This window comes from Paenibacillus ehimensis NBRC 15659, assembly GCF_004000785.1.
In the GTDB taxonomy this organism is placed as follows: Bacteria; Bacillota; Bacilli; order Paenibacillales; family NBRC-103111; genus Paenibacillus_G; species Paenibacillus_G ehimensis.
The window spans coordinates 1-26773 of sequence record NZ_BILX01000084.1; the positions used below are offsets into that span (position 1 = coordinate 1).

A 26773-nucleotide genomic window follows, 5' to 3' on the forward strand; every position below is an offset into this window, starting at 1 on the left:
GCGCACGAGTCTTGCTTTTTGGCGTTGCTTATTTTTCGTACAGCTCCAAAGGCAGCCGGTCCGGATCGAAAAAGAACGTAAATCTTTTTCCCGTGGTCTCGTCAACGCGAATCGGCTCCACGGCGATTTCTTCGGCCTCCAGAGCCTTGACGGCCGCTTCGATATCGTCCACCTCGAAGGCCAGATGCCTTAGACCTCTTGCTTCGGGATAGCTTGGCCGCTCCGGCGCATCGGGGAACGAGAACAGTTCGATCTGGTGACCGTCTCCGACCCGCAGATCGAGCTTATACGACTGCCGCTCCGCCCGGTACGTTTCCCGGATGACCGGGAGTCCGAGCACGCGAACGTAAAAATCCTTCGACTTCTCGTAATCCGAGCAAATGACTGCGGCGTGGTGAATGTTGTTCAGCTTTAGCATAACGTTGAGCACAGCCTCCTTCGGAACCGAATCTTATGTACTCCGGTCAATAGCTGATTAACGAAGCCAGCAGAAGACCCGACGCCAGACTCAAACAAAACGAGAAAATACCAACGGACACATTGCCCTTCGGAATCTCGGCCAGCACTTTAAAAGGGGTCAGCAGTTCGAACAAGTAGAACACGATAATCTGGAATGCAATGCCGATGAGCCCCCAGATGATTAAATCGACGAGTCCAACCGAATGATATACGGCAGATGCGAGGACGAGCACCTGACCGATAATTTTGCCCCCAAGATCGTAAGCCGCCGCTTTGGCAGCCGCTGCTTTGGCGGGATCGGACAAGTCGCCGCCCTCCCGGATAAGCTTAAACTCGTTGTACGGCGTCGTCAGGTTGAAAAACAAAATGCCGAGCCCCATAAGCGGTATGGTCACGCCCAAATACATCAAAAAGTTAACGATATTCCCAAACTGGTCCAACGTACTCCAACTCCCCAATAATGTAATTATGTAAGGCTGTTCTTATCTTTAAGCTTAGCCTATGACCGACGAAGGCAAATAATAGGACAAATTGTTCGTGATGCTCCCGCCGACGCGCGCGATGACGGCAGAGCTTCGGCCGTCGATCAGAAAGCAGCCCCAGAGCAATCGGCCGTCGTACGGGCCGTCTAACGTTTCCACCCGGACGCGGGGCAGCTCGGCATATTGCTGGTAGACCATGAGTTGATCTCCGTACTCGTCTTCCCCGCTCGCCTCGGCAACTTCCCCGCTCCCCTTGTAGATTGTGACCCCGCTGCCTTCGCGTCCCAGAATCGGCTTCATCACATAGGGTGTGCCTTCGGGGAAGCACGGCTCCATAAACGTCGGCAGCATATAAGCTTCGATCGTCTCATGCTCTTCTTCCGTATAAAATTCGCCGGCTTGATGCAAATTCCAGATCAGCGCCTGCAGCGCCTTCGTTTGGGCGGCAAACCCCGAGGGCGGATTGATAATTGCCAGCTTGCCGCCCGCTATTAAGTCCAGCACATGCTCGCCGGTCGGATAGCCGTCCGTATCCCGGTCTTCCGCCAGCTTCTCGATCGCATGCAGCCGGTACATCACATCGATCGGACGGCCCGCCGCCTCTTCGTCACCGGTATTATGCTGCGCCCATATCCGGTCTCCCTCCACGCGGAGGTCCGACAGCGCTGCAAATTCAGCGCCGGCAATCCCGGATTGCTTCATGAGATAGCGAGTCGTTCCGGCGTCCTCCTCATGCCAATCCAGCGAGCTGAAGACAACATGATCGGACGTATAACCCGCCTCGCGGTATAGGTCAAGCATCCGCTTAAACGCCTGGCGGAAAGCTCCGCTGCAGCTTTCGTTCGGATCCTCTTCGCCATAGGCTGCGCACACCCGGCCGTTCACATGAAAGGCTTCGACAATCCCTGTCGGCGTGTCGCTGTTAAACTCAAGCATCTTGAGCCCCTGCGACGTCAAGGCAAAATCGAACCGCCCGATCAGCGTCGGTATGTCTTCATCAAACCGGAGACGGATGGCGCCGAACGACGCAGGAGGCAGTCCCAATTCGGCCAAAAGCGCCGGTTCGCCCTGTTGGACGATCCGGACGGTCTTGGCATAGATGCGTCCTAACTTTTCGGCGGCTCTGCGCATTTCTTCCAGCTGCGCCCGCTCCAACCGGTACAAGCCCGCAAGCGCGTATTCCTGACCGTACAAGCAGTCCCATGTAAAAATACCCTCTTGCCGCAGCGGCCCGTAGATCGCTTCCCGGCGTTCCGCATAAGAAGCGTCCGGCCGCAGCGTCTTTGCCATGCTCATGTCCGTACGCCTCCTCTCTGATCTTTGCTGTTAATGGTCTTCGGACTGCCCATGGCACCTCGGACGCTAGGAGCTTGAACTGCCGCTGCTGCCGATGCCTCCTTTGCTAATCCCGGAAGAGCTGCCTGAAACTTTGGAGGAGCTTTTCGACCCCGAGCCCCCATAGTAATGTCCTCCGGACGAACCGCCGCTGCTGTCGTCGCAGTAGCCGTCCCCGTTACGATCGGTGCATTTCGAATCGGAGCAGCCCGCCGTACCGCCAAGTACCAGTGTGGACGCCACGAACAACGCTACCAGTTTGCGTGTCCTGCTGCTTTTTTGCTGTTCCATTTCTCGTCACTCCTGTTTTTCCCGTTTGAACTGCGGCTACACCGGCACGGCGTAATATACATACGTCTCGCGGTCTTCATCGATTTCGGCAGCGGTACGCTGCCATTCCCGACCCTCCGCATACAAATAATTCGCCTGAAGGTTGAGCATGGCCTCCAACGTATCAGGAAACGTGTACGTATGCACCAGCCGGTAATCCGCCGTCCATTCGCGGTACTCCCTCAGCTCCATGCGAACGCCGCGAGGAACTTCCGGCTTGCTCCACAACATCGTCCGCTCGTCAAGCGCTTCCTGTACGTAGACAACATAACACGCCGGCTCCACAGCGCACGATGTTTTCTCATACACCTTGCCGTCCTTGATAAAATAATCGCACGCAAAGCGCAAAGCGATCTCGTCCCGGCCGATCCGGTCATAATAATACAGCAGCGGAAACGTCTCGCTGCCCTCGGCATACAAACGGTATTCCAATCGTGTCATCATGCTTCAGCACTCCTTTTCTCTCTCTCGGAAACGGGCCCTTCTCACGAGATTCACCAAACATATACGCATAAAGGCGAGAAAGGATTCGCCCTTCGCCATGCGGTTTGTTCTCCGGCCCCGGAAGCTGCGTCCAAAATCGATTATAGGTTTCTGACGCGGCACGTCAAGCAAAATTTCCTTCGGATTCGCGAAACAACAAAAAAGAGGCCTTATGCCTCTTGAGCTTGTTGAGAAAGTGGTCAGACGGGATTATAGAGGTAACGAAGGGGTGGGTATCTACTTCCGACCGCTACTCCACCCCGCAAAGTGAAGTTGAATCAGGGAAGCTTAGTCCGAGTACTTTGCGGGGACCCCGGGTCCTCGGGAAATTTGATTGGAAGCCGCTTAATAGCGGACATTTCCCGAAGACAAAGGCGGCCGCTATCGCTTCTCCAGTAGATACCCCACCTCCGTATGTTTCTCTATTCTTGTCAAAACCACTTTATCAACAGCCTGAAGAGGCCCATGCCTCTTAATCTCTGAACGTATCAAAAAATGTTAAGAGAGTGTTTAAAAGCCTTGCATAAGCATAAAAAAGCGCCGCGCCAATGAACAATCCATGGCTCAGCGCTTCGCTTACCGTATTAATGAAGGCTTGACGTCCTGAATCATTTTTTCCAGCTGCTTCGAGCACTGCCCGTACATGTTTTTTGCTTGCTGGTCCTTCGTCGTTAGAGCGAACATTTCCAAGTCCGCTTCGCATTTTTTTAAGACGGCCAGTAACGAGGCTTTCTGCTGCGGCTCGGGAACCTGCAGTTGATCGTCGTACAAATCGACGTACAGTTGTCCGTAAGAGTCCACTTGGCCAAGATACACATTTTCAACCGTTACCCCCGTTTTTTCCAATTCGGTTTGGAGCCATTGCCGGCTTAGCCCCAACGTCGCCAACGGTTCGTCCATTATGTTGCCGTCCATAATAACGGCTTGCGGCTCTTGCTCGGGTCCGACCTTGATTCCCAAGTGAGCGGGAGTTAAAGGCTGATGCTCTTTTTTAAGAAGCACGTTAATATCGCCGCTGGGCTCCATATTCGCAAATTCCACATCGGCTGTTTTAAATACGCTTCTCTTCCTCAATTGTTCCAATAGCTCATCGGTGGTAAGACGTTCCTTCTTCATGTTATCTTCGAGGATTTTTCCGTCTTTGATAAGAACCGTCGCTTTGCTGTCGATCCAATTCCGTGCCGATTTGCTTTTTAACTGCAAAAATTCGATGCCCAAGGAGGCGAGAACCCACACCGCTAAAGATACGATTCCTAAATACCAGTTGGCTTCCAGATCCAACGAGATATAGGCCGCGAGGCTGCCGATCGTGATCCCTGTAATGTATTCGAAAAACGAAAGCTGAGACACTTGCCTTTTGCCCAAAAGCTTCGTCAATAAGAAGAGCACGATAAGCGACAGCAGGGTCCGCAAGCTGATTTCCAACCAATCGGGCATTCCTTTACCTCCATTCCGAGTCAGAAACTGAGATGTATCGAATACCCAGATTATTTGCGGTTGGATGGATTTTTAAAGAACTTAAATTTAGGATTTGAATCCATATGTATCCGTGGTGAATAGAGGGGCTAATGGCCGGGCATCCTTTTAAACGCCAAGAAAAGAAGCAGGATCATCCCGAGATAGCCGAACAGAGGATAAAGATAAGAAAGCAGCGGAGTATAGCCGAACTGGCTGATCAGAAAGCTTCCGAGCAGAATCGCTAACACCAGCCCTTTGGTCGGGAGTACGAACAGGCTTTGAATTTGCCGCGCGATCCCAAATACGTTGCCGATGATCGTGGTAAAAATTTCCCCGTAGATGACAAGCAGAAACAAGATATGCACCGCTCCGCCAAGGTCCCGGATAATTTCGGCCATTGGAATATCGAAGGATGCAATGTCCGGCATCTTGGTATTCATGGCCCAATGGCTGATCAGCAGCATGAATCCAAGAGCCACGCCTCCCCAGAAGCCGCCCCATTTCAAGGCGCTTTCGTCCTGTATCTCGCTTCCGAGAGGCACCATCACCGCTTGGACAAAGGCGAAATTCAATGCGGCGTAGGCAAACGGGCTAATCAGCCACGTTAAATCGGACAACGGCAGGTTTTGCCAACGGAGGCTTGCAGCCGTCCCGCTGTCCCCGACAACCTGGAAGGCAATGAGAAGCATGAAAAAAAGCATCAGAGGCACCACCAGCGAATTCACCGCCAAAATCCCCTGCATGTCTTTGGTCATCACCAGATAACAAAGGACGATGCTAATTACAATTCCCCACTGATACGGCAAATGAAGCTGTTCTTCAAAAATGGAGCCGGCGCCTGACAGCATCACGGAAGTCATCCCGAATAAAATGGCAAATGTCGCCGCATTGGCGATCTTGCCGAACAGGCTGCCGAAAAGGTAGATGTTAAGCTCCTGATAAGAAAATGCTTTAATCCTGTGCGCCAAAACCATCATCCGGGTTCCGATCCACATAAAAAGAAACGTACTGATCAGGATTCCTACCGCTCCCCATGCCCCGTAAACCGTAAAAAACTGCATGATCGACTGTCCGGAAGCGAATCCGGCTCCCACCACTGTCCCCGTGTATGTAGCTGCAATTTGCAAGATCGAGACCGTTTTTTTATCCATAAAACCTCCGGAGGGTCCATAAAATAGAAAATAATCTTATGCTTCATTTTATGTCCGGCAGGCTTGTATATTCCCGCTTTGTCCGCCCTTTGTAGACAAACTTTTCACCAGGTTCGCTCACACGTTAGAATCAGCCCTCAAACATTCCTTGACAGGAATATTCCTGATAAGGTATATTTTAAACAAGACACCCTGGTTACACGTACCGAAAGAAAATTTAGGAGGAATTTAGATGTCGAACCCCATGACGATCAAGGCAGAAGGTCAAGAGCTTATTCTGGAGCGCGTGTTCAATGCGCCGCGCGAGCTTGTATTTAAAGCGTTCTCACAGGCCGAACATCTCAAGCACTGGTGGGGACCGCGCGGCTGGACGCTTACGGTTTGCAACGTTGATTTTCGTCCCGGCGGCATCTGGCATTACTGTATGAAGTGTGTTGACGAGAACCAAAGCGATTTTTACGGATACGAATCTTGGGGTAAAGCGGTTTATCAGGAAATCGTCGAAGCGGAGAAAATCGTCTACGTCGATTACTTCTCGGATGCCGAAGGCAATGAAGCGGAAGGAATGCCCGCACCTCTCATTACGATGACTTTCACCGAGTTCGAAGGCAAGACGAAGCTTGTGAACCGGGCCCAATATCCTTCTGCCGAAGCGCTCAAAACCGTTATCGACATGGGGATGGAGCAAGGAGTTACCGAAACGTGGGATCGTCTCGACGAGCATTTGCAATCCATTCAATAAATATGTAAAGCCGTCCGGCCTGAAGCTTGACGGCTTTGTTTTGCATTGCGCAGCACCGGGGTTTATACTGCACGGCTGTAGGTCCGTTCCGTATGGCTGCGGTTGCCCCGCCAGCCCAAATAGCCGGATACGATATTCCCGTCCCGGTCAAATTCAAGAATGGCTTTGAACGGGTAAAAATCCCCGAAACGAAACCGCAGATCCGTCCAAATGTATCGGAACGTCTTTTCCGTCACAATCTGTTCTTGACGGATATGCTGCGCGATCGAAAAGAACGTGTCGGCGGCCGGGCACAAGCGTTTTAAGGTATCCCGGTCCGGCACTTCGAAAGCTTGTTTAGGCACGTTGTCGGAGTGCTTCTCCAGTCGTTCGGTTTCCCGGTACCGCTGCCCTCTCCATTCGCCCAGAACCAGCTCCGAATCCGTCTCCGCGATCGCGGTCCACCGGTTGAAACGGAACGTAGGCAGGACGCTGACAGCCGTTGCGTTTTTATAGCGAACCGACATGAGCCGAACGTATCGGCGGTGCATCACGAACCTTAGGGCAATGTAGACGACAGAGCAGCCATTTATCAGCATGAACAGCGGACCAGGCGGGACAACGCCCATCCACCAAAGCGCAATTCCTGCAAGTTGAGCAAGGAATAGAACCGGATCGAAAACCATAAGAACATCCCGCGAAAGCCGTTTATTGGAAAAAGGAAGCAGGGCTTGGGTTCCGAACGTGTTCAGCGCATCCAGACCGACATGGACAAACACGGCGAGGAAGCTCCACAGCCAAACCCAACCCCATGCGAGCCCGCTGAAGAAAGGCATCATCCCTAGCGTGACGACGCTTGGCCATAAAAACCAAGCCATGACGGAATGCGTAAGTCCCCGATGCTTTTTCAGATAGACGGCATCCCCTTTGGTCAATTTATGGACATAGTCGATATCCGGCAATTCGGAAGCGATCGTCGTTCCGATCGTCACAGCTAGCGCCAGCGCCGGGTCGGCTCCAATCTCCGGCACGAAGCGGGCCATGGCTCCCAGCCCGAGACCGATGAGGAAATGACTGGCCGTATCCATATTCAGTTCCCTCCTTCTAAAAGTAATCACTTAAACTACCGTTCACGACTTCTAAGTATAGCGCAGAAACGGCTTGCTCCGAAGCGGGACTTGATGGAAAAGACGGAAAAAAGGCCATTTACCGGTTGTTGTTGACCAGCTTCTGGAGTGCTGCGATAAGATTTTTCGCATAAACTCCGATCTGCATGCTGATCTCATCCCGCATAAAATCCTTGGTCATCATGAACCGGTCCTTATGGCCGCGGCAAACATAGCGATAATACAGCAAAGAATCGTCCTTCCCATCCTCAAACACACGGATATTTCTTTCAACAAGATCTTTTTTGGACTGCTGCACATCTGCCCTTATCGTGTTCGCCAGCACTTTAGCGGCAGCGGAATACAGAGGCTTCAAGGTTTGGGACGACATTTCGACTTCTATGCTCTTCTTTTCCACAATGTTTAGCACAACGGGTAAAATGATCGATTTCCGCATCATCTCGAACTCTTTTTTTGTTGGAGGCGCAGTCTGCGGGAGAGCGGACATGGATTGTTCTTTATGCTGTGGAAGCATCATCCGGCTGGACTCCCACAATCCGTTGCCTTGGAGTTTCTTGCTCATCTATAATGCCCTCCGATTTTCTGCGACCTGTCCAATGCCTGCCCGGAAGCTGTCAGCGATGACGCTCTTACGATCGCGGCGCTGCCGTAGCGATCCTTGATTTGGTCCGTCACTTTATCTAAGGTTCTGGCCCGGACTTGATCTTCAAAAAGCGTCAATTGATAGGTCTGATCGTCAATAAGGTTGCTAAGCGTTACGCCCATCCGGCGTATCGGCATTTTATCCCAGTACCGGTAAAATAACCGCTTGGCTGCCTCGTACACGGCGTTGGTGTTATTGGTAGGGTCGGGCATCTTCATTTGTCTTGAAAAGCCTGTAGGGGCTTCGTAAGGGCTGCACATGCAGCTGACCGTGACGACCCAGCCCATATACCCTTTACGCCTGCAATCCCGGCAAACTTCTTCCGTCAGCTCCAGGAGTACCGTCTCCGCCTCGCTGTTTTGCGTATAATCTCTAGGCAAGGTCATCATGTGGCCCACGGATTTAGGAGGGGTATGGAACGTGCCGGGCGTAACGGGCGAATCATCCAGACCGTTGGCCGTCCGCCACATCACCTCGGCGTGAATATCGCTTTGTTTTCCGAAACGGACCCGAAATTTCTGTTTTAAACGGGGCAAGGGCGTCCTCGCAATATCGCCAATGGTATACATTCCGAGCCGGGCAAAATGCGCCGTCATCCGGGAGCCGACGCCGAACATTTTATGTACCGGCTCCGGCCAAAGCCGTGTCTCCAGCTCCGATTTATGCAGTGTACATATGCCCGTCTTGCTTTTCTTTGCCCATATGTCCGTTGCGATTTTGGCAAGTATTTTATTTGAACTGATACCGATCCTTACCCAGACGCCGGTTTGTTGAAGTACTTTTCGTTGTATGGATTCCGCAATGATGACAGGATCGCCGAACATATGGAGACTTCCCGAAACATCGAGGAACTGTTCGTCGATCGAAAATATTTCGACAAGATCGGTATACTCCTTATAAATTTGCGTAATCATGAGGGAAACGTCGATATAATGCTGCATACGCGGCCGCATGACGACGAGATCGGGACACTTGTTCAGAGCTTCGCCCAACCGCTCCGCCGTAGTCACCCCGAAACTTTTGGCGATGGGACAGGCGGCTAATATAATACCTGAACGCCGTGCCGGATCCCCCGCAACAACAACCGGCTTGTTCTTGCACCATGGATGGTCCGCCTTCTCTACGCTGGCGTAAAAGCTCTGGCAATCCGCCAAAAAAATCGTTCGTTCGCTTTTTCCCATCATTCCAACCGCCTCCGTAAGTTCGCCAGCATGGTCATGAGCTCTGCTTTTACCAGGCTTCTTAACATCTTAAAATGATGGATATAGCCGCGGATTTTATATTCGACGTCGATTCCGAGCCCATTCATTTCCGTCTTGATTATTTTAATATCGTGTGCCTTCAGTTTGCGTTTAACGGTTTGCATTTCCGCATAAACGGAGTTTTCGATGTCCCTTAAATAAGAAATGACATGATTGTAGACAAGTTTGTTCCGATACATGGTCAGTTCATCGATATCTCTTGCCAGCATATCGAGCAAAATAGGCAGCAATGTAAATTCCTTGATGATTTGAATATCTTCTTCGGTCTCGACTCTTGGGTTAGTATTCATCTTCACACCGCCAATGGGAACATACATTCTTGTTTGTATTATATACCGAACATACGTTCTTTATGCAAGATGAATTTCTTGGAAATCGACGCGCGGCGATAAGCCGATCGTCGCCGAAAGAAACCGATGAATACGCCCGCTTGCCAGCCGCTCGTCACAGTTCACCTATGAGCGTATCCTCGGGTCGTGCTATAATCGGAAAAAGAAAAGCGTCCCGCCTCGGCAGAGACGGAACGCTAAAAATGGAAGCAAAGGTGAAGACGCATGCTGCTGCATAAGGGCGAAACGTTGTTTCGCCAAGGAGAAACCGGACCGCTGTACCGCATCAGGAGCGGCCTGCTTAAAATTGTCCGCATTCACGAGGACGGAAATCCCGTTCTGGTTAATATTATCGTTCCGGGCGAGACGATCCCTCATCATTCCTTGATCAGTCCGAAAGAATATTACGGGACCGCGATTGCGCTCATGACCTGCGAGATTGAAGCGCTTCCCGCTCAAGAATGGTATGCCAAGCTCCAACGGGAACCGCAAACGTGTCTGGAGATCGCCATGCTGCTGGAGAGCAAGCTGCGGATGATGCAGCAGCGAATCGATCAGCTGACGCAGATCACGCCGGCAGATAAGCTGGCGAAGCTGCAAAGCTGGTTCGAAGCCTATATTGCCCCGGCCCGTTTGACCGATCTGCTGACACAGGAAGAGATCGGCCAGTTTATCGGGCTGCGCCGCGAGACGGTCAATCGTCTGCTTCGCGCTCAAGCAGGCAGCCGCGATGCCTTGCAGGTCCGGGATCATACCAAACGCTGAAGCTAAGCATACATTTCCTGTACTTATCTTAACGCATTTTAGCGGTGTGCCGGAGCCGTTGGCTCCCCGGCTTCCTCCAACGAGCCCGCCGGTCCGAAAAATTCGTAACGCGCATCCTCCTGCCGTACGCCCCATGCTTGCAGCATCCGGTTGACCGTCTTCATGAACGGTACCGGGCCGCAGAAATAGAACGCCGCGTCCGGCGAAGGAACGACGGACTGCAGCCACTCCAGATCGATGTAGCCCTCCTTGTGGAACGTTCGCTCCGCCCGATCGGCAGCGGTCGGCGATTGGTAGCAAACATGGTACGACAAGCCCGGATGCTTGCGGGCCAGCTCCTCCACCTCCGCGCGCATTGCGTGCGTCTCGCCGTTCAGGGCTGCGTGAATGAACGTGACCTGCCGGTCCGGGGCCGTTTCGCCAATCGTTTTCAGCATGCTGAGCAGCGGAGTGAGACCGACGCCGCCGCTGAGCAATACGACCGGGCGCGGATCGGAGAGGTCGAGCGTGAAGTCCCCGGCGGGAGCCGTCAGCCATAGCGTATCCCCTTCGTTCACGTGCTCATGGAGGAAGACGGACACTTTGCCGGACGGACGGTCCGGCGCGCCGTCCTCGCGTTTGACGGAAATGCGGTAATACGGCTTACCCGGCGCATCCGACAAGCTGTATTGCCGGATATGCGTATACGTCTCGCCGGGCATCTCCGGCTTCACGCTGACATACTGCCCAGGCTCGAACGAGGCAATCGCTCCCCCGTCCAGCGGAACCAAATAAAACGACGTAATGACGCTGCTTTCCTTTTGCTTGCGGTCCACCCGGAACGCCCGAAAGCCTTCCCAGCCGCCCGTCTGCCTTTCGGCTTGGTCGTACATTTCCGCTTCTACGCCGATGAAAGCGTCGGCAATGATGCCGTAGGCGGTTTCCCACGCCTGAAGCACCTCGTCCGTCGCTGCCTCGCCGAGCACCTCCCGCATGGCCGTCAGCAGCGTCCGGCCTACGATCGGATAATGCTCGGGCTTGACTCCAAGGCTCCGGTGCTTATGCCCGATCTGCTTCACCACAGGCAGAATGGCAGCCAAATTATCGATATGGACGGCGGCGGCATACACGGCATTAGCGAGCGCCGTCGGCTGACGTCCCTGCTTTTGGTTCGCGTGGTTGAAGACGTTTAGCAGCTCGGGATGCTCGGTGAACAAAATTTCATAAAATCGTTTCGTGACTTCAGTCCCCTTCGATTCCAGAACCGGGACCGTCGATTTAATAATGCGGATCGTCTGTTCGTTTAACATCGTTATCCCTCGTTTCATCATTGCGGTTTCGTTACCCTTGCATGAGAACAGTATACAAGTACGACAAGAACGCTCTTGTGATTTAGATCACATCAAAACAAAACGATTTGTGGCAAAACAGACAGCAGCCGGTCGGGTTTTCATTATTCCGACCGGCTGTTTGTTTGCCAAGTTATTGGATTCCGGGTTATGCTCAGAGGTTAAAAGCCCGTCTTCGACGTATCCTTCCCTTGATCGGCCAGCGTTTCGCCGTTCCCCGTACCGGTATTGCCGTACACCGTGTTGTTTTCGCAGCGGCTTCCGGCGATTTGGATGGCGGCTGTCGAGCAACGGGACAGCATATTGCCCGTAACGAGATTGTGCCGGCTGAAGGAGCCGTCGGCATTGCCGGACGTTTCAAGAACAACGCCGGTTTGAACCCGCCGCACATCGTTGCCGGTCACCGTAGTGGCATCGCTGTTCAACAGGACGATACCGCGCTCCGTTTGATCGATTTTGTTGCCGGAAACGATGTTGCCCAGCGGCCGCTCGTCGCCTGCCGCGCCATCGCCCTCCAGCGAGATGCCGCACTCCTTCGCCCGGGAAATGACGTTATGGACGATCACGTTGTCCGTACAGTAATCGCGCAGCACGATGCCCTGTTTGCCGGCATAAGCGCCGTTCTCCAGCCCTTCCGCCGATAACAGGTTGCCTTCGATCCGGTGGTACGAGCTCGGTTTCAGCTTGGAGGATATTACAATAAAGGCATCGTCGCATTGCTGCGCCACGTTATCGGAAACGATCGAATACGCGCTGCCTGCGGAAATATAGATGCAGGGTCTTTTCAACAAACGGAACCGGTTGCCCGTCAGCCGGAAATTCGCCGCCGACTCGGCAAAAATACCGTAGCCTTCGTATAAGCTTTCGGAGGCGAAAAGCTGGAGGAACGAGCTTCCGCTGACCGAGACGTGCCGGCTGTCGTTGAACCATACGCCGTTGACGATGGTGGTGAAATAACAATTCCGAACGGAGACGTTCTCGCATTTTTCGAAATAAATGCCGCGCTCCTTCAACTTCATGTCAATCGGAGAAGTAGAGCCAATGCCTTCGAAACCGAGCCCCTCGACCGCGTTCCACTTCGTGCCGAGCCCCATCACCATGGATAGATTCGGCTCCGCCGCCTTCAGGATGGAGGCACCCGGCCCGTCTCCGACCAGACGCACATTCGACCTCAGCATAATGGCGGATCTCAGCACGTAACGCCCGGGCGGAAAATAGACGGTCCCCCCCATAGGCCCTGCCGCTTCGATGGCCGATTGAATCGCCGGCGCATCGTTCTGATCAAAACGCCCCATGCCCTGGGCTCCGTAATTTTTCACGTTGATCCAGGCGACCGATTCCGGGCGAAATCCCGGATTCTGCATCGGGTTGGGCATCGGGTTAGGCATCGGCTCCGCCGAGGCCGTGCCGCTCCAGCCTGTACCGGCGGCCAGGATCATTCCGGCCGTCGCTGTCCCCATCGTAGCCAGCAGCTCGCGGCGGGTCATGGCTTTGTCTTTGGATGAAGACGAAGATTCCGAAGTAGACATATCGTATATCGTTCCCCCTTCCACAATCTAGCAATCTATCAGCATTATAGCCTTCTCCGCTTCATTTGACAATTGGGCCGGAGCCCGGTGTTCCGACAAAAAAAGAACATGCCCGCTTAGCGGAACATGCTCCACAGTTTGATCAGATGAAACGTATTGTTCGGATCGATTTTTTGCGAGATGACAAACTGGACGAGCTGCTCGGTCTGTTGTTCGGTGACCCTTTCGCCGAGCACCTTCGTCAGCATGCCGACGAACCGCCGAACCTTTACGCGGTCCTGCAGGTCGTACTTCGTGACACCCTGCAAAATCATTTTAACGCGCTCTTTCGTCTCCGGGTTTTTCATTTTCAGCTTGATCCGCTCGACTTGCGCAGGGTCAAAGCCGTACTTCGTATAGCTCATGCCGCACACCTCCGCGTTCTTGCTACAGGACTTACATCTACCACACAGTAAGTCTATGTCGGAGGGCTTGGCCTTGTGTACCTATTTCTTTCGCCGTCTTTCCCCTTCACCCCGCAGGCGGGGGCGTCAAACAGGCTATCGACTAATCCAGCATCTCGCTGTCGAAGATGTGCTCGCGCTGCAAATAATGACGGAGCGGCACGTAGTCGGCCTCCGTCCAAAAACCCGGCTGCTTGACAAGCTCCGCCGCGTCGTCTCTTGCCTGCTCCATCACTTCGAAATCGGTCACCATATCCGCGAGCCTGAAATCCGGCACCCCGCTCTGCTTCGTGCCGAAGAAATCTCCGGGCCCCCGCAATTCGAGGTCGCGGCGCGCAATCTCGAAGCCGTCATTCGTGTCCGTCATCGCCTTCAGCCGCTCCTTGCCGACCTCGTTCTTCGGATCGGCAATCAGCACGCAGTACGATTGGTGCTCGCCCCGTCCGACCCGGCCCCGCAGCTGGTGAAGCTGCGATAGTCCGAACCGGTCGGCGTCATAGACGACCATCAGCGTGGCGTTGGGCACGTCGACGCCTACCTCAATAACCGTTGTCGAGACCAACACGTGAAGCCGGCCTTGGCTGAACTCGCGCATAATCTCGTCCTTCTCTGCCGGGGCCATCCGTCCGTGCAGCAGCCCGACTTTGTACTCCGGAAAAGCAAATTGAAGCTGCGCGTGCACGTCAATCGCGTTCTGCACGTCGAGCTTCTCGGATTCCTCAATCAGCGGACAGATGACGTACGCCTGCCGCCCTTCGGCCACCTCGCGGCGAATAAAGCCAAGGACGCGCTCCAGCATATTATGCGTCACCGCGTACGTCTGAATCGGCTTTCGTCCCTTAGGGAGCTCCCGCAGCGTCGATACGTCCATATCGCCAAATGCGGTAATCGCGAGCGTCCGCGGGATCGGCGTCGCCGTCATCGTGAGCACGTCCGGATTCATCCCTTTGCGGCGCAAAATACTGCGCTGCTGTACGCCGAAGCGATGCTGCTCGTCCGTAACGACGAGTCCGAGCCGCCGGAAAAATACATCCTCTTGAATGAGTGCATGCGTGCCGACGACAATGTCAACCATTCCCATCTGCAGCGAGCCGAGCACATCCCGGCGCTGCCGCTCCGTCAAGCTGCCCGTCAGCAGCGCCGTCTGAATGCCGTACGGCTCGAACAAACGGTCGAGCGAGCGCTTATGCTGCTCCGCAAGAATTTCCGTCGGCACCATCAGCGCGCCTTGATAGCCGGCTTTGACGACGGCAAAAAGCGCCACTGCCGCAACAACCGTTTTCCCGGCGCCGACATCGCCCTGCAGCAGGCGGTTCATGCAGAAAGGCTGCTGCAGATCATGAAGAATTTCGGCCAGCACGTTTTTCTGCGAAGCCGTCAGCGTGAACGGCAGCGCGCGTACAAACGCGCGGACGGCCGGCAAATCTACGGGGTGCGCGACCCCGTCCGCCCGCTCGTGATTCAGCGTGCGGTACGCCTGCATCTTGAGCTGGAACAAGAACAGCTCCTCGTACACCATCCGGCGTCTCGCCCGCTGTCCCTGCTCCATGCTGCCCGGCATATGCAGCAGGGCGACCGCCTGTTTGCGGGGCAGCAAATTGTATTTGCGCAGCAGCTTGCCCGGCAGCACCTCGGGAATGAGGTCGCCGAATTGCAGCAGCGCTTGCTTCGTCGTCTGCCTGAACCATTTTTGCGTGATCGAGCCCGTCACCGAATAAACCGGCTGCAGCGTCCCGGTCTGCGACGTACCGCGGCCCGGGAATTCGACCTCCGTCACGGTCAAGTGCAGCCGCTTCTGGTCCCATTTTCCGGTCAAGACGATATCCGTACCGGCTGTCAGCTTGTCCTTCAAAAAATGCCGGTTGAACCAGACAGCCGTAATGAAGAGCGGATCGACCACGATTTTGCAGGTCATGCGCGATTTGGTACGCCCGTACATTTGCACCTGGGGAACCCCCGCGACCGTCCCCTGCACCGTAATCCGGTCTCCGTCCTTCACCTGCGTCAAATCGCGAAGCGTGTAATCCTCGTAGCGGAAAGGATAATAATCGAGGAGCTCTCCGACGCTCGAGATGCCGAGCGCAAGCAGCTCCTCGGGCTTCTTGCCTTTGACGCCGGACACCTTCGTGACCGGAAGCGAATAAAGATCCAAGGTCATATCAGACCGGTATGGCAAAGGCCGCTACGGTTCCGGGTCCGACATGCGCTCCGATGACAGGCCCGATATGCGTGTATTGCACGCTTTTCACATCAAAATGCTGCTGCAGCAGCGAGCAAAGCTGCTCCGCCGTCTCGCGGCCGGTCGTGTAAGCCATGGCCAAATCGATCGGCTTGCCGGCGTAATCCGGCTGCAGCAGCTCGACGATCCGGTTCATCGCTTTCTTCTGTCCGCGAACCTTATCGACGGAGTAGACGACTCCGTCATCATTGATCGACAGGATCGGCTTAATATTGAGCAAGGAGCCGAAGAGCGCCGCCGCCTTGCCGATCCGACCGCCCTTATGCAAATACTCGAGCGTATCCACCAAAAAATAGAGTGCCGTGCCTTGGCGCAGCGACGCAATCCGTTCCAAAATTTCCGACTTGCTCTTCCCCTGCTTTGCCGCCTCCGCGGCAGCGACGACGAGCATGCCGATACCAAAAGAAGCCGACCGGCTGTCCACCACCTCGATATCCGCCTTCTCGTCGATCATCGATTTCGCCACGAGGGCGGACTGGTAAGTCCCGCTCATCTGCGATGACAAATGAATCGAGATGATCGAATCGGCCCCTTCCCCCGCAAGCCTCTCGTATACTTGGATGAAATCGGCCGGCGACGGCTGGGATGTGGTCGGAAAAATACCGGACGAGGCCAGCTTGTCATAAAATTGCTCCGGACCCATATCGACCCCGTCGCGGAATCCCTCAGACCCGAACAATACTTTAAGCGGCACCATCTCAATGCCGAGCCGCTCCCGCAGGTCGGCCGGAATATCCGCCGTGCTGTCCGTCACAATACGAACTTGGCTCAATAGCCTCCCTCATCTCTTTTGCAAAGTTTTTGATCTATAGACATAGCGTCGAAACCCAACCTCTTACTCCGCGGAAATAATGTAGTAATACAGCGGCTGTCCGCCGTCCTGCACTTCCACTTCCACCTCTTGATACGTTTGTTCGACATACCCGACAAGCTCATCGGTCTGCTCCTGCAGCGCATCCGCTCCGGTATACAGGGTCACGATCTCCGCACCCGCATCCAGCATGGAATCAATCAGCTTTTTGCAGGAATCGACGAGGTCCGGAGCCGAGGAAACGATGCGGCCGTTGTGAATGCCGATATAGTCACCCTCTTTAATATCGATCCCGTCCATTTGCGTGTCGCGTACGGCATGGGTAATTTGACCGGCCTGTACCTGCTGCAGCGCCTGCTCCATTTCGCCGATGTTTTCCTCGGGAGCCGCCTCCTCCTGGAAAGCGATGACAGCCGCAATGCCTTGCGGAATCGACTTGCTGGGGATGACGACAACCTGCTTATCTTCCACAAGCTCCACAGCCTGCTGCGCAGCCAGAATGATGTTCGAATTGTTCGGCAGCACGAACACGGTTCTCGCATCGACCTCGCTGACGGCGCGGACGATATCTTCGGTGCTCGGGTTCATGGTTTGTCCGCCGTGCAGAATCCGGTCGACGCCCAAGCTGCCGAAAATACCGGAAATGCCCTCTCCCGCGGATACGGCAACAAAGCCGTATGGCTTGAGCTCGCGGGACGGATCGTTCGCCGCGGGGACGGACGGTCCGCCGAGTTCGAGCTCCTTGGCCGCGTCCAGCAAATGCGTCGCCTTGGCCAATGCCGCGATTGCGCCGGACGGTCCGGCCTCCTCCATCAGAAGATGCGTATGCTGATCGCGCATATTTTCAATTTTGATGCGGCTGAGATCGCCGTAGTTCTGTGCCAGATTCATAACGCTGCCCGGGAATTCGGCATGGATATGCACTTTGACCAGATCGTCATCGGCCACGACAAGCAGAGAATCGCCGAAGGCGGACAGCTCCTCGCGGAACAGGGCCTCGTCAAACGTGCGGCCGTTCAGCTTGCCCGGGTTCAGCGTCACCATAAACTCCGTACAATACCCGAACTCGATATCCTCCGTCGCCAGCTTCGCCTGCGCGCGTTCATGACCGGTAAAATCAAGCGGCGTCGCAGCGGGCTCAAGCGTCTCCTCAAGCGGCTGCACCGCGCCAAAAGCGACGTACGGCATATCGGCCGGCTCCTCCGCGGGCGCTTCCTCCATGTCCAGAACGGACACAAAGCCCTCGTATATGTACACGAGCCCCTGTCCGCCCGAATCGACGACGCCCACCTGCTTCAGTACGGGAAGCATGTCCGGCGTTTTGTCCAGCGCCTCTTTTGCTTTATCCAGCAGTTCCGCCAGCACCACAGCGACATCGGGCTGCCGTTTGGCAGTCTGTACGCCCTGCTTTGCCGCTTCCTTGGCTACGGTCAGAATCGTACCTTCCACGGGCTTAACGACGGCTTTGTAGGCCATATCCACGCCGTTCTGAAACGCCGCAGCCACCTGCTGGGCATTGGCCGAAGGCAGGTCGGATACGGCTTTGGCGAAACCGCGGAACAACTGCGACAGAATGACGCCCGAGTTGCCGCGAGCGCCCATCAGCAAGCCTTTAGCAAGCGCTTCCGCTGCTTTACCCAAGTGGTCCGACGGACGGCGGCGAAGCTCTTCCACCCCGGAAGTCAAGGTCAAATTCATATTCGTGCCCGTATCGCCGTCCGGTACCGGAAAGACGTTGAGCGCATTGACCCGCTCCGCGTTCGTCGTCAGCCTATGCGCTCCCGCTTCTACCATTCGGATGAAATCTTGTCCATTCATTTCTTTTAAGCGCTTACTCAAAAAGACCGTTCCCCTTTCGCTATAACCCTGTCGGCGATCCATAACATGTTTCGGCCACAACCGCTGTCATCACAGGTCTCATTCCGCAATCCTCACGCCTTGGACAAATATGTTCACATTGGCCACTTGCAGACCCGCGACTTCGCCGAGCATGTATTTTACTTTGCTCTGCACGTTGTGGGCAACAACCGAAATTTTCGTGCCATAGCTGACGATGATATATAAATCAATGGTCAGGACATCCTGCTCGTCGCGGTGAACCTCGACTCCCCGGCGCAAATTGTCCCGGCGCAGCAGTTCGGCAATCCCATCCTTGAATTGATTGCGCGAAGCCATCCCGACAAGTCCGTAGCAGTCCAACGCCGCCGAACCCGCAAGCACGGCGATTACTTCGTCCGTAACGTAGATTTTTCCATATTCTGAAGCCAGTTCGATTGTCATCTCCATACAGCTCCTTCGATCCCAAATTAGCATGGACTACGAATCATTGTACTATATTCGCCGCAAGAAATAAATAAAACGCAGGTCGCGGGCAAAGAAAACGAAGAAGCTGCGTTGACGGCGTTTAGGCCGCTGTGATATGATGTTTAAGTGTGTTTTTGAAGCGTGTATGCTTTAAGGAGGTGTAATCAATGTCCCGCAAATGTTTTATCACTGGTAAAGGCCCGGGTACCGGCAACCACGTATCCCACGCGAACAACAAAGCGAAACGCACTTGGGGTGTCAACGTTCAAAAGGTTCGCATTCTGGTTGACGGCAAACCGAAACGCGTTTGGGTGAGCACGAAAGCTCTGAAATCCGGAAAAGTAACTCGCGTGTAATCTGCGTCCGCAGACAAAAAGCACCTAGCTTAGGTGCTTTTTTTAGTTGATCGGCATGAATTCGCATCAACCCACGCGCTTGTCTTGCAAGACAAGGACTGGCCGAGCCGTTGATCTCGGGTGTGGCGCCTGCCCTAGCCCGGCAGCCGGCGCCTAAGTATGGACAAGCGCACCTTCAGTTTTTGCTGAATGTATTAAGTACAGCTTTCACAAACCCACCCAAAAACTTCGGAAGCTTGATAGTGTAAAATTTCATTTTGCACCCTCCCTCCAGACTTTGCGCAGCAAAGTCAGCATCGCTTGGCTTTGCGCCGCAAAGCCGACCTCGAGCCATGCGCGCAGTAAACCACCTCGTTAAAAGTATATTCCGCTGCTTCCCAAAACGTGCCATGCAAATTCCGGGCACCGAAAAAACAAAAAAGGCTACAAAAGCCGGAAGCCGTACTTTTGTAACCATGTGTATGCATACTCCGGGCCGGTTATGCACGCCCGGGCTTTTTTTCTCAAACCGCAGCCTGCTGCTGCTGAACAGCCAAATACAACGCGTAGAACACCGTGTAAATAAAGTAGAATAAGATCGTGATCAAGACGAAGGCAATACGCGGACCGCGCGTCTCGTATCGTTTAAAAAACTGGATACCGACGTATAAAGCCCCCAGCGAAAATGCAAACTTCACCACGCCGTCGATAATGGAAAATACGAATAGCAGAGCAGCGCATAACAAACAGAAGGCAAAAATTTGAAGCGCCCGCATTACCGGCCGCTCCCGGCTTCCCGGATCGCGCGGATCGCCTCGGCGCGGTCCGGACGGTTGAACACCGCATTACCGGCAACGAGCACATTGGCGCCCGCTTCAGCAACGAGCTTGGCTGTCTCGGTATTGACGCCTCCGTCAACCTCGATGTCCACATGCTGAAGTCCGCGCTCATCCAGCATGCGGCGAAGACCGGCGATTTTGGGCAGCACCGCGGAGATAAACTTTTGCCCGCCGAAGCCGGGGTTCACCGTCATCAGCAGCACATAGTCGAGCAGCCCTTCCTCAAGCACATACTCCAAGGCATGGAGCGAAGTGGCCGGATTCAGCACGACGCCCGCTTTCACGCCCTGCTCCTTAATATGATGAAGTGTCCGGTGCAGATGGACGCACGCCTCGGCGTGAACCGATATAAGATCTGCGCCGGCTTGAACGAACGAAGCGATGTAGCGGTCCGGCTGCTCGATCATCAAATGCACGTCGAGCGGCAGTGTCGTTATCGGACGGATCGCCTCCACTACCAGTGGCCCGATCGTAATATTCGGCACGAAATGTCCGTCCATCACGTCGACGTGAATCCAGTCGGCCCCGCCGCGCTCGACGTCGGCAATTTCTTCGCCCAGTTTGGCAAAGTTGGCGGATAAGATCGAAGGAGCGATACGCAGCATCTCAGTACCTCCTTTTTTTGTCTTTAATCTCGTTCAGAAATTGAATGTAATGGTCGTACCGCGATGCGGCGATGTGGCCCGCTTCTTTGGCCTCCTGAACCTTGCAGCCCGGCTCGTGCAGATGCAGGCATCCGCGGAAGCGGCATGCTGCGGCATAAGGCGCGAATTCCCGGAAAGCCCCGCTGAGCCCCTCCGCATCCACCTGCAAAAAATCGAGCTGGCTAAAGCCCGGAGTATCCGCGATAAGTCCGCCGTTCTGCAGCCGGATCAGCTCGACGTGGCGCGTCGTATGCTTGCCACGGCCGAGCTTCATGCTGATTTCGTTCGTTTCCAGCGATAACCCTGGCACCATAGCGTTGAGCAGCGACGACTTCCCGACGCCGGACTGCCCCGCAAACACCCCGATGCGGCCCGCAAGCCGGTCGAATACTTCGCTCACGCCGATGCCTTCCCTGGCGCTTGTCACAAGGACCGGGTAGCCGATCGACTCGTAGAGCCGGATCACGGGCGCCAATTGTTCGGAAACGCCGCCAGGCGAGCTTCCTTCGGACAAAAGATCGTGCTTGGTCAAGCAAATCAGCGTATCGAGTCCCGCGCTTTCCGTATGGACCAGAAACTTGTCCAGCAGCGGCAAATTAAGCGCCGGCTCGGTTACCGAGAACACCAGTACGGCCAAATCGATATTTGCCACCGGAGGCCGGATCAGCTCGGAGGAGCGGGGAAGAATTTCGTCGACCGTTCCTTCCCCGTTCTCCGTCAGCCCAAACACCACACGGTCGCCGACGAGCGGCGAAATGCCGCGCTTCTTGAAAATGCCTCGCGCCCGGCATTGCACCGATTCGGTCGTTTCCGTCCCGTCGGCAAGCACGTAATAATATCCGCTTAGCGCCTTCACGATTAACCCGGTTGGCATTATGGATTCGTGCCTCCTGTGCCTGTCGTATTCCCGGCCGGAGCCGTCGCTGCGCCCCCGTTCTGTCCTGTCGGCGCCGGTGGCGTCGTCGTTCCGCCGCTATCCTGCTGCGCCGGCTTGCCGCTTGCGCCGCCCGTGCCTGAAGCCGGAGTCGCCGGCGGCTCGGTCTTCCCGCCGCCGCTCGTCCCGGTACCTGCATTTGACGACGCACCGCTATCGTTCGCCTGAGTCTTTCCATTCTTTTGATCCAAGAAATCCTTATAGGTCTTCGTGATCGTGTCGTTCTGAACGCCTTCCCCGCGGATTTGAATCGTCGCATCTTTATCTGGTGCTACGATCAGTTGTACCTCGAGCGTTTCCGTCTTGGTCACGTTCGAGAGCTTCTGATACTCCGCATTTTCGGCCTTCGCATCGCTCAGGATCACTTTCGCCGTGCCCGCCTGTCCTTCCTTGACCGGTTTAATCTGCACCGGCACGGTCATCTGTCCCGCTTCCGGCGGAAGGCCTGAGCTGACGGTCAGCGTAATTTCCGTACCCCGCGTTACATCGTCGTCCGGCTCGAACGGAAATTGCTTCGTCACGCGGCCCTTGCTTTGCTTGTAACTCGGCTGGCGGACAATCCCATCCTTGGAAAGCTTCAGTTCATTTGCGTTAAGGATCATTTTGGCTTCGTTTTCCGTCTTGCCGATCAGGTTCGGCATCTTGAACGTTTCCCGTCCTTTGCTGACGATTAGCTCGACCTTGACATCGCCCGGTATCGTGTACTCCTCGTTGGGCGTAGGCTTCTGAGACGTGACCGTCTCCGGCTCGGCATCCAGAAACTGTTGATCGATCTTGATATTTTCCGACTTGAAGCCAAGAGAGATCAGCTTTGTTTTGGCATCCGCCAGCTTCAGCTTGGTAACATCGGGCATTTTTTTACTTTCGGGCCCATCGCTGACAACCAGCTTGATCGTCGCACCCGCATTAACCTGCATATTCGACTGGCTCTGCCGAATGACGATATCTTTCGGCTTCGCCTCATCATTCTGGCGCTCCACTTCCACTTGAAGCTTGCTATCCCTTAATATTTTCTCGGCTTCGGCAAGCGGCTTATCCACTACATTCGGGATATCGACCCGCTGCACCGCCAATGTCTGCTGCACGTACTGGACCGCATACCACATGCCGCCCACGAGCGACATTAGTACCACGAACCAGACCAGCGGCTTGACCCAGCCCTTTTTCTTCTTCTCGGGCGGCGCCGGTTCCTTCGCACGGGGCTGCGGATCGTCGTCATCCTCCACAACGGCGTATTGTCCCGGCCGCAGCGCAGGCATGACCCGCGTCTTTTCCTCGTCCAGCTCGTCGTCGTCCAGAAAGTTGACTTTCGGCTCGTTGCGGCGGTGCGGCAGCAGGCACGAATCCAGGTCGCTCAGCATCTCTTTAGCCGAACGGTACCGTTCGGACGTGCTTTTGCGCATCGCGCGCAGAATGATGTTTTCCACGCTTTGCGGGATGAGCGGGTTCACCTTGCGGGGCTCCTCGACATCTTCCTGCAAATGCTTCAATGCTACGCTGATCGGACTTTCGCCGAGAAACGGCAGCCGGCCCGTCAGCATCTGGTACATGACAATCCCGAGAGAATACAAGTCCGATTGCTCGCCGGTCGGCGTCCCTTTGGCATGCTCGGGCGAAAAATAATGTACCGAGCCGACGACGGAGCCGGTCTGCGTAATTGTGGAAGAAGTGACGGCGCGGGCGATCCCGAAGTCGGTGACTTTGACGCGGCCGTTTTTGCCGATCAAAATGTTATGAGGCTTAATATCGCGATGAATGATTTGATTATGATGCGCGTGATCGAGGGCGTCGCAAATCTGGCCCGCAATATGAACGGCTTCCTCCACCTGAAGCGGAGCCTTTTCCTTAATCAGCTCGTTCAAGGTCGTTCCCTCGATGTATTCCATCACGATGTAATGGATGTCTTCCTCTTGGCCGACGTCGTATATGCTGACCACGTTCGGATGCGACAAGGAGGCTGCGGCTTGCGCTTCGCGGCGAAAACGCTGAATGAATTCTTCGTCGTGCACGTACTGCTGGCGCAGCACCTTCACGGCGACATGCCGATGCAATAAAATATCGAGTCCTTTGTATACGATGGCCATTCCGCCGCCGCCGACGCGTCCTAAAATCTCGTAGCGTCCTCCAAGCTGCTTACCGATCATTCCTTCCTCACCCCGCTTCCTCGTCGTCATGTACCGCCGCATCCGGCCCGTTCTCGATCAGCAAAACCGTTACATTGTCGTCGCCCCCGGCATCCAGCGCGGCCTGGACCAAACGATCCACCTTGCGCTCCAAGCCCTCCGTCTCTGTCACGGCTTGGAGCATTTGGCCCGGCTCAACCAAGCTGCTAAGTCCGTCGCTGCACAGCAGCAGCAAGTCTCCGGGGCCCCAACCGATTTCCTGCACGTCGACCTCGATCGTCGGCTCGGTGCCCAGCGCCCTCGTCAGGACGTTGCGCCGCGGATGGTGGCTCGCTTCCTCCCGGGTGATCTGGCCGCTTTTGACCAGCTCGTTCACGAGCGAGTGATCTTCCGTTAACTGCTCGATCTGCCCGTCGTGAATCCGGTATACGCGGCTGTCGCCGATATGCGCAACGACAGCCCGCTCGTCGTTCGCCAGCACGGCAACGACGGTCGTCCCCATGCCGTGGTAATTTTCGCGTCCGGACGCAAATTCGAAAATGTTATCGTTGGCGGCTTCGATCGCTTCTTTCAATTTATGCTGCCTCTCCTCGGACGACCGGTTCGGATCCAAGGACTTCACCTGCAGCGGGATAAGCTCAACCGCCATTTGACTTGCGATATCCCCGGCCTGATGGCCTCCCATGCCGTCTGCGACAATGGCGAGGGTCCAGCCGTTCAAGCCCTCTTGAACGGCTGCCCGGTCCTCGTTGACCGCCCGCACCCGGCCGATATCGGATTGATAAGCCAATCTCAGCATCGCTTGCTTCACCTCGCACCCGACTCCATATGCTTCGCCCGCAGCTGCCCGCAGGCGGCCGCGATATCGCTGCCCTGCTCCCGGCGTATGGTGGCGTTGATTTTGTTGCGTTCCAGAATGCGTTGGAACGTAAAGATATCATTCCGGGGCGTACGCACATAGTTGCGCTCGGAAACGAAATTGACCGGAATCAAGTTCACGTGCGCCATCGGAAATGCTTTTAATACTTTCGCCAGCTCCTCCGCGTGCTCGGCTTGATCGTTCACGCCGCCCATCAGCGCATATTCGAACGTAATGCGCCGTCCGGTTTTGGCGACGTAATATTGACAGGCTTCGATCAGCTCGGCAAACGGATACCGGCGGTTGACCGGCATCAGCTTGGAACGCAGCTCATCATTAGGCGCATGGATCGAAATCGCCAGGTTGATCTGTGTATCCTCGTCGGCAAACCGATAGATGTTCGGAACGATGCCGCTCGTCGACACCGTAATATGCCGCTGGCCGATATTCAGCCCTTTCGGATGGATCATCACCTTGAGAAATTTCATCACCGCGTCGTAATTCTCGAACGGCTCGCCGATTCCCATGATGACGATGCTGCTGACCCGCTCCTGCGTTTCGTCCAAGAGCTGCTGCGCCTTGACCACCTGCGCGATGATCTCGCCGGACGTCAAATTGCGCTTCAATCCGCCAAGCGTCGAGGCGCAGAACGTACAGCCGACCCGGCAGCCGACCTGCGTCGTTACGCAGATGCTGTTGCCGTAGCTGTGCTTCATAATGACCGTTTCGATGGCATTCCCGTCGCTAAGCTCGAACAAAAACTTCACGGTCCCGTCCTTCGAGCGGTAATGCGCCACTTCCGTGAGCGTGACGAAGTCGAACTGCTCCTTCAGCCGGTCCCGGAGCGCTTTCGGAAGATTCGTCATCGCGTCGAAGCTTGAAACTCTTTTCACATACAGCCAATCGAAAATTTGGCCGGCGCGAAAGCCCGCCTCTCCGTTGTCCTTGACCCATTGCTGCCAATCCTCCAGCGTAAAGTCGTAGACGTACGGTTTTTCGTTTTTCGGCTGCCATCTGCTTTCTATTTCGTTCATGTATGCATCACGACCTGTTTAGTCTATAGTGAAGCCCTTTCGGGGGACATTCCGCCGAAAAGGCCACGTTTTATTTTACCACATTTTGCGGTTCTATGCTCGCTTGCGCAGCCGGGCGATGAAAAAACCGTCCGAGCCGTAATCGTACGGCATGATCCGCACCGCAGCAAGCTCCTCGTCCACCTGCTCTTTGAGCGTCTGCGGGACTTCGGGAAGATCCGGCGCAAACGAAGGATGGCACTCCAAAAATTCGCGGATCATCTCTTCGTTCTCGGCCTTCTCCACCGTACACGTGCTGTACACCAGCACGCCGCCCGGCTTCAACAGCGGATGTACCGCCTCCAGCAGCTCGCGCTGAATGTCGCAGATGTCCGCCAGCTCCGCCTCGCTTTTGCTCCACTTCATGTCCGGCTTGCGCCGGATGACGCCAAGTCCCGAACAAGGGGCGTCCAGCAGGATGCGGTCGAAGCTTTCCGGGGCAAAATGCTCCGCCAGCCGGCGCGCGTCCGCCGTCAAGGTGCGAACCGACCGCAGCGTGAGACGCTCCGCCTGCTCCTCAATGAGCTTCCGCTTGTGCTCGTGCACGTCGCAAGCGACGATTTCGCCGCGGTCGCCCATCTTCTCCGCAAGGTGCGCCGTTTTGCCGCCGGGCGCGGCGCAGCAGTCCAGCACCCGCTCGCCCGGCTGCGGGTCCACCCATTCCGCGACGAGCATGGAGCTCTCGTCCTGGACCGAATACAGGCCCGCCGCATAGTCCGGCGTCAGGGCCATATTGCCGCCGCCGCGCACGATCACGCCGGCGGGCG

General features: G+C 55.2%; 29 protein-coding genes. 3 read left to right on the forward strand and 26 right to left on the reverse strand.

The window, feature by feature from the left end; translation table 11 throughout:
* Positions 1 to 28 precede the first annotated feature (28 nt).
* From gloA2 to PEH01S_RS29405, 7 genes are all read right to left on the reverse strand, one after another.
* A complete protein-coding gene (gene gloA2 / locus PEH01S_RS29375) occupies positions 29 to 418 on the reverse strand; it encodes an SMU1112c/YaeR family gloxylase I-like metalloprotein (RefSeq protein WP_025851484.1) in 390 nt (129 codons plus the stop codon).
* 46 nt (positions 419 to 464) lie between these two features.
* Positions 465 to 899 carry a DUF350 domain-containing protein gene (locus PEH01S_RS29380; RefSeq protein ID WP_025851483.1) on the reverse strand — a complete coding sequence of 145 codons (435 nt, stop codon included), beginning with the start codon at positions 897 to 899 and terminating at the stop codon, positions 465 to 467.
* Between the two features lie 54 nt (positions 900 to 953).
* On the reverse strand, positions 954 to 2237 hold the full coding sequence (locus PEH01S_RS29385) for a glutathionylspermidine synthase family protein (RefSeq protein WP_127489710.1): 1284 nt from the start codon (positions 2235 to 2237) through the stop codon (positions 954 to 956).
* 66 nt (positions 2238 to 2303) lie between these two features.
* Complete coding sequence (locus PEH01S_RS29390) at positions 2304 to 2567, reverse strand: hypothetical protein (RefSeq protein ID WP_025851481.1); 264 nt, start codon at positions 2565 to 2567, stop codon at positions 2304 to 2306.
* 36 nt (positions 2568 to 2603) lie between these two features.
* The gene (locus PEH01S_RS29395) at positions 2604 to 3047 is read right to left on the reverse strand and encodes a hypothetical protein (RefSeq protein ID WP_127489734.1); all 444 of its coding nucleotides are present in this window, start codon (positions 3045 to 3047) and stop codon (positions 2604 to 2606) included.
* A 618-nt stretch (positions 3048 to 3665) separates the two neighbouring features.
* Positions 3666 to 4526: a DUF421 domain-containing protein gene (locus tag PEH01S_RS29400; RefSeq protein ID WP_127489712.1), complete on the reverse strand. Its 861-nt coding sequence runs from the start codon at positions 4524 to 4526 to the stop codon at positions 3666 to 3668.
* A 128-nt stretch (positions 4527 to 4654) separates the two neighbouring features.
* The gene (locus PEH01S_RS29405) at positions 4655 to 5698 is read right to left on the reverse strand and encodes a YkvI family membrane protein (protein ID WP_127489714.1); all 1044 of its coding nucleotides are present in this window, start codon (positions 5696 to 5698) and stop codon (positions 4655 to 4657) included.
* 232 nt (positions 5699 to 5930) lie between these two features.
* On the opposite strand from PEH01S_RS29405, the gene PEH01S_RS29410 reads away from it, so the two are divergent.
* Positions 5931 to 6440 carry an SRPBCC domain-containing protein gene (locus PEH01S_RS29410; protein WP_025851476.1) on the forward strand — a complete coding sequence of 170 codons (510 nt, stop codon included), beginning with the start codon at positions 5931 to 5933 and terminating at the stop codon, positions 6438 to 6440.
* A gap of 62 nt (positions 6441 to 6502) precedes the next feature.
* Here PEH01S_RS29410 and PEH01S_RS29415 read toward each other — a convergent pair whose 3' ends face one another.
* The 4 genes from PEH01S_RS29415 to PEH01S_RS29430 all read right to left on the reverse strand — a co-directional run bounded on the left by PEH01S_RS29415 (position 6503) and on the right by PEH01S_RS29430 (position 9741).
* Entirely contained in the window at positions 6503 to 7507 is a 1005-nt protein-coding gene (locus PEH01S_RS29415; RefSeq protein WP_127489716.1) for a metal-dependent hydrolase, read from the reverse strand.
* 118 nt (positions 7508 to 7625) lie between these two features.
* The gene (locus tag PEH01S_RS29420; protein ID WP_025851474.1) at positions 7626 to 8108 is read right to left on the reverse strand and encodes a hypothetical protein; all 483 of its coding nucleotides are present in this window, start codon (positions 8106 to 8108) and stop codon (positions 7626 to 7628) included.
* Positions 8105 to 9373 (reverse strand): DNA polymerase IV, encoded by a 1269-nt coding sequence (locus PEH01S_RS29425; RefSeq protein WP_025851473.1) that lies wholly within the window; start codon positions 9371 to 9373, stop codon positions 8105 to 8107. The genes PEH01S_RS29420 and PEH01S_RS29425 overlap by 4 nt, the downstream gene beginning before the upstream one ends.
* Positions 9370 to 9741: a hypothetical protein gene (locus tag PEH01S_RS29430; protein ID WP_025851472.1), complete on the reverse strand. Its 372-nt coding sequence runs from the start codon at positions 9739 to 9741 to the stop codon at positions 9370 to 9372. The genes PEH01S_RS29425 and PEH01S_RS29430 overlap by 4 nt, the downstream gene beginning before the upstream one ends.
* Before the next feature lie 264 nt (positions 9742 to 10005).
* Between PEH01S_RS29430 and PEH01S_RS29435 the strand changes: the two genes are divergently transcribed.
* A complete protein-coding gene (locus PEH01S_RS29435; protein WP_025851470.1) occupies positions 10006 to 10545 on the forward strand; it encodes a Crp/Fnr family transcriptional regulator in 540 nt (179 codons plus the stop codon).
* Between the two features lie 38 nt (positions 10546 to 10583).
* Here the strand turns inward: PEH01S_RS29435 and hmpA are convergent, their stop codons facing one another.
* The 7 genes from hmpA to PEH01S_RS29470 all read right to left on the reverse strand — a co-directional run bounded on the left by hmpA (position 10584) and on the right by PEH01S_RS29470 (position 19175).
* Positions 10584 to 11834: an NO-inducible flavohemoprotein gene (gene hmpA, locus PEH01S_RS29440; protein ID WP_127489718.1), complete on the reverse strand. Its 1251-nt coding sequence runs from the start codon at positions 11832 to 11834 to the stop codon at positions 10584 to 10586.
* A gap of 200 nt (positions 11835 to 12034) precedes the next feature.
* Entirely contained in the window at positions 12035 to 13402 is a 1368-nt protein-coding gene (locus tag PEH01S_RS29445) for a right-handed parallel beta-helix repeat-containing protein (RefSeq protein WP_127489720.1), read from the reverse strand.
* 116 nt (positions 13403 to 13518) lie between these two features.
* Complete coding sequence (locus tag PEH01S_RS29450; RefSeq protein WP_025851466.1) at positions 13519 to 13806, reverse strand: stage VI sporulation protein F; 288 nt, start codon at positions 13804 to 13806, stop codon at positions 13519 to 13521.
* Positions 13807 to 13948: 142 nt separating this feature from the next.
* Entirely contained in the window at positions 13949 to 16003 is a 2055-nt protein-coding gene (recG, locus tag PEH01S_RS29455; RefSeq protein WP_127489736.1) for an ATP-dependent DNA helicase RecG, read from the reverse strand.
* A gap of 1 nt (position 16004) precedes the next feature.
* Positions 16005 to 16856, reverse strand: coding sequence for a DegV family protein (locus tag PEH01S_RS29460; protein ID WP_127489722.1), 852 nt, complete (start codon positions 16854 to 16856; stop codon positions 16005 to 16007).
* 63 nt (positions 16857 to 16919) lie between these two features.
* On the reverse strand, positions 16920 to 18713 hold the full coding sequence (locus PEH01S_RS29465) for a DAK2 domain-containing protein (protein WP_174807184.1): 1794 nt from the start codon (positions 18711 to 18713) through the stop codon (positions 16920 to 16922).
* A 99-nt stretch (positions 18714 to 18812) separates the two neighbouring features.
* Positions 18813 to 19175: an Asp23/Gls24 family envelope stress response protein gene (locus tag PEH01S_RS29470; protein ID WP_025851461.1), complete on the reverse strand. Its 363-nt coding sequence runs from the start codon at positions 19173 to 19175 to the stop codon at positions 18813 to 18815.
* Positions 19176 to 19366: 191 nt separating this feature from the next.
* Here PEH01S_RS29470 and rpmB point away from each other — a divergent pair, with 191 nt between their 5' ends.
* Positions 19367 to 19555 (forward strand): 50S ribosomal protein L28, encoded by a 189-nt coding sequence (gene rpmB, locus PEH01S_RS29475; protein WP_010498258.1) that lies wholly within the window; start codon positions 19367 to 19369, stop codon positions 19553 to 19555.
* A gap of 175 nt (positions 19556 to 19730) precedes the next feature.
* Here the strand turns inward: rpmB and spoVM are convergent, their stop codons facing one another.
* The 8 genes from spoVM to rsmB form a co-directional block, all read right to left on the reverse strand.
* Entirely contained in the window at positions 19731 to 19811 is an 81-nt protein-coding gene (gene spoVM, locus PEH01S_RS29480; protein ID WP_014652194.1) for a stage V sporulation protein SpoVM, read from the reverse strand.
* Positions 19812 to 20058: 247 nt separating this feature from the next.
* Positions 20059 to 20310 carry a hypothetical protein gene (locus tag PEH01S_RS29485; RefSeq protein WP_025851459.1) on the reverse strand — a complete coding sequence of 84 codons (252 nt, stop codon included), beginning with the start codon at positions 20308 to 20310 and terminating at the stop codon, positions 20059 to 20061.
* Positions 20310 to 20978 carry a ribulose-phosphate 3-epimerase gene (gene rpe, locus PEH01S_RS29490; protein ID WP_127489726.1) on the reverse strand — a complete coding sequence of 223 codons (669 nt, stop codon included), beginning with the start codon at positions 20976 to 20978 and terminating at the stop codon, positions 20310 to 20312. Before rpe ends, PEH01S_RS29485 begins: the two co-directional genes overlap by 1 nt.
* A 1-nt stretch (position 20979) precedes the next feature.
* The gene (gene rsgA / locus PEH01S_RS29495; RefSeq protein WP_025851455.1) at positions 20980 to 21891 is read right to left on the reverse strand and encodes a ribosome small subunit-dependent GTPase A; all 912 of its coding nucleotides are present in this window, start codon (positions 21889 to 21891) and stop codon (positions 20980 to 20982) included.
* Positions 21891 to 24095, reverse strand: a complete 2205-nt coding sequence (gene pknB / locus PEH01S_RS29500; protein WP_025851454.1) for a Stk1 family PASTA domain-containing Ser/Thr kinase — start codon at positions 24093 to 24095, stop codon at positions 21891 to 21893. The genes rsgA and pknB overlap by 1 nt, the downstream gene beginning before the upstream one ends.
* 7 nt (positions 24096 to 24102) lie before the next feature.
* Entirely contained in the window at positions 24103 to 24873 is a 771-nt protein-coding gene (locus PEH01S_RS29505; protein ID WP_025851453.1) for a Stp1/IreP family PP2C-type Ser/Thr phosphatase, read from the reverse strand.
* An 8-nt stretch (positions 24874 to 24881) separates the two neighbouring features.
* Positions 24882 to 25967, reverse strand: a complete 1086-nt coding sequence (gene rlmN, locus PEH01S_RS29510; RefSeq protein ID WP_127489730.1) for a 23S rRNA (adenine(2503)-C(2))-methyltransferase RlmN — start codon at positions 25965 to 25967, stop codon at positions 24882 to 24884.
* Between the two features lie 93 nt (positions 25968 to 26060).
* Positions 26061 to 26773 (reverse strand): 16S rRNA (cytosine(967)-C(5))-methyltransferase RsmB (rsmB, locus tag PEH01S_RS29515; RefSeq protein ID WP_127489732.1); only part of this gene is annotated, 713 nt, incomplete at its 5' end.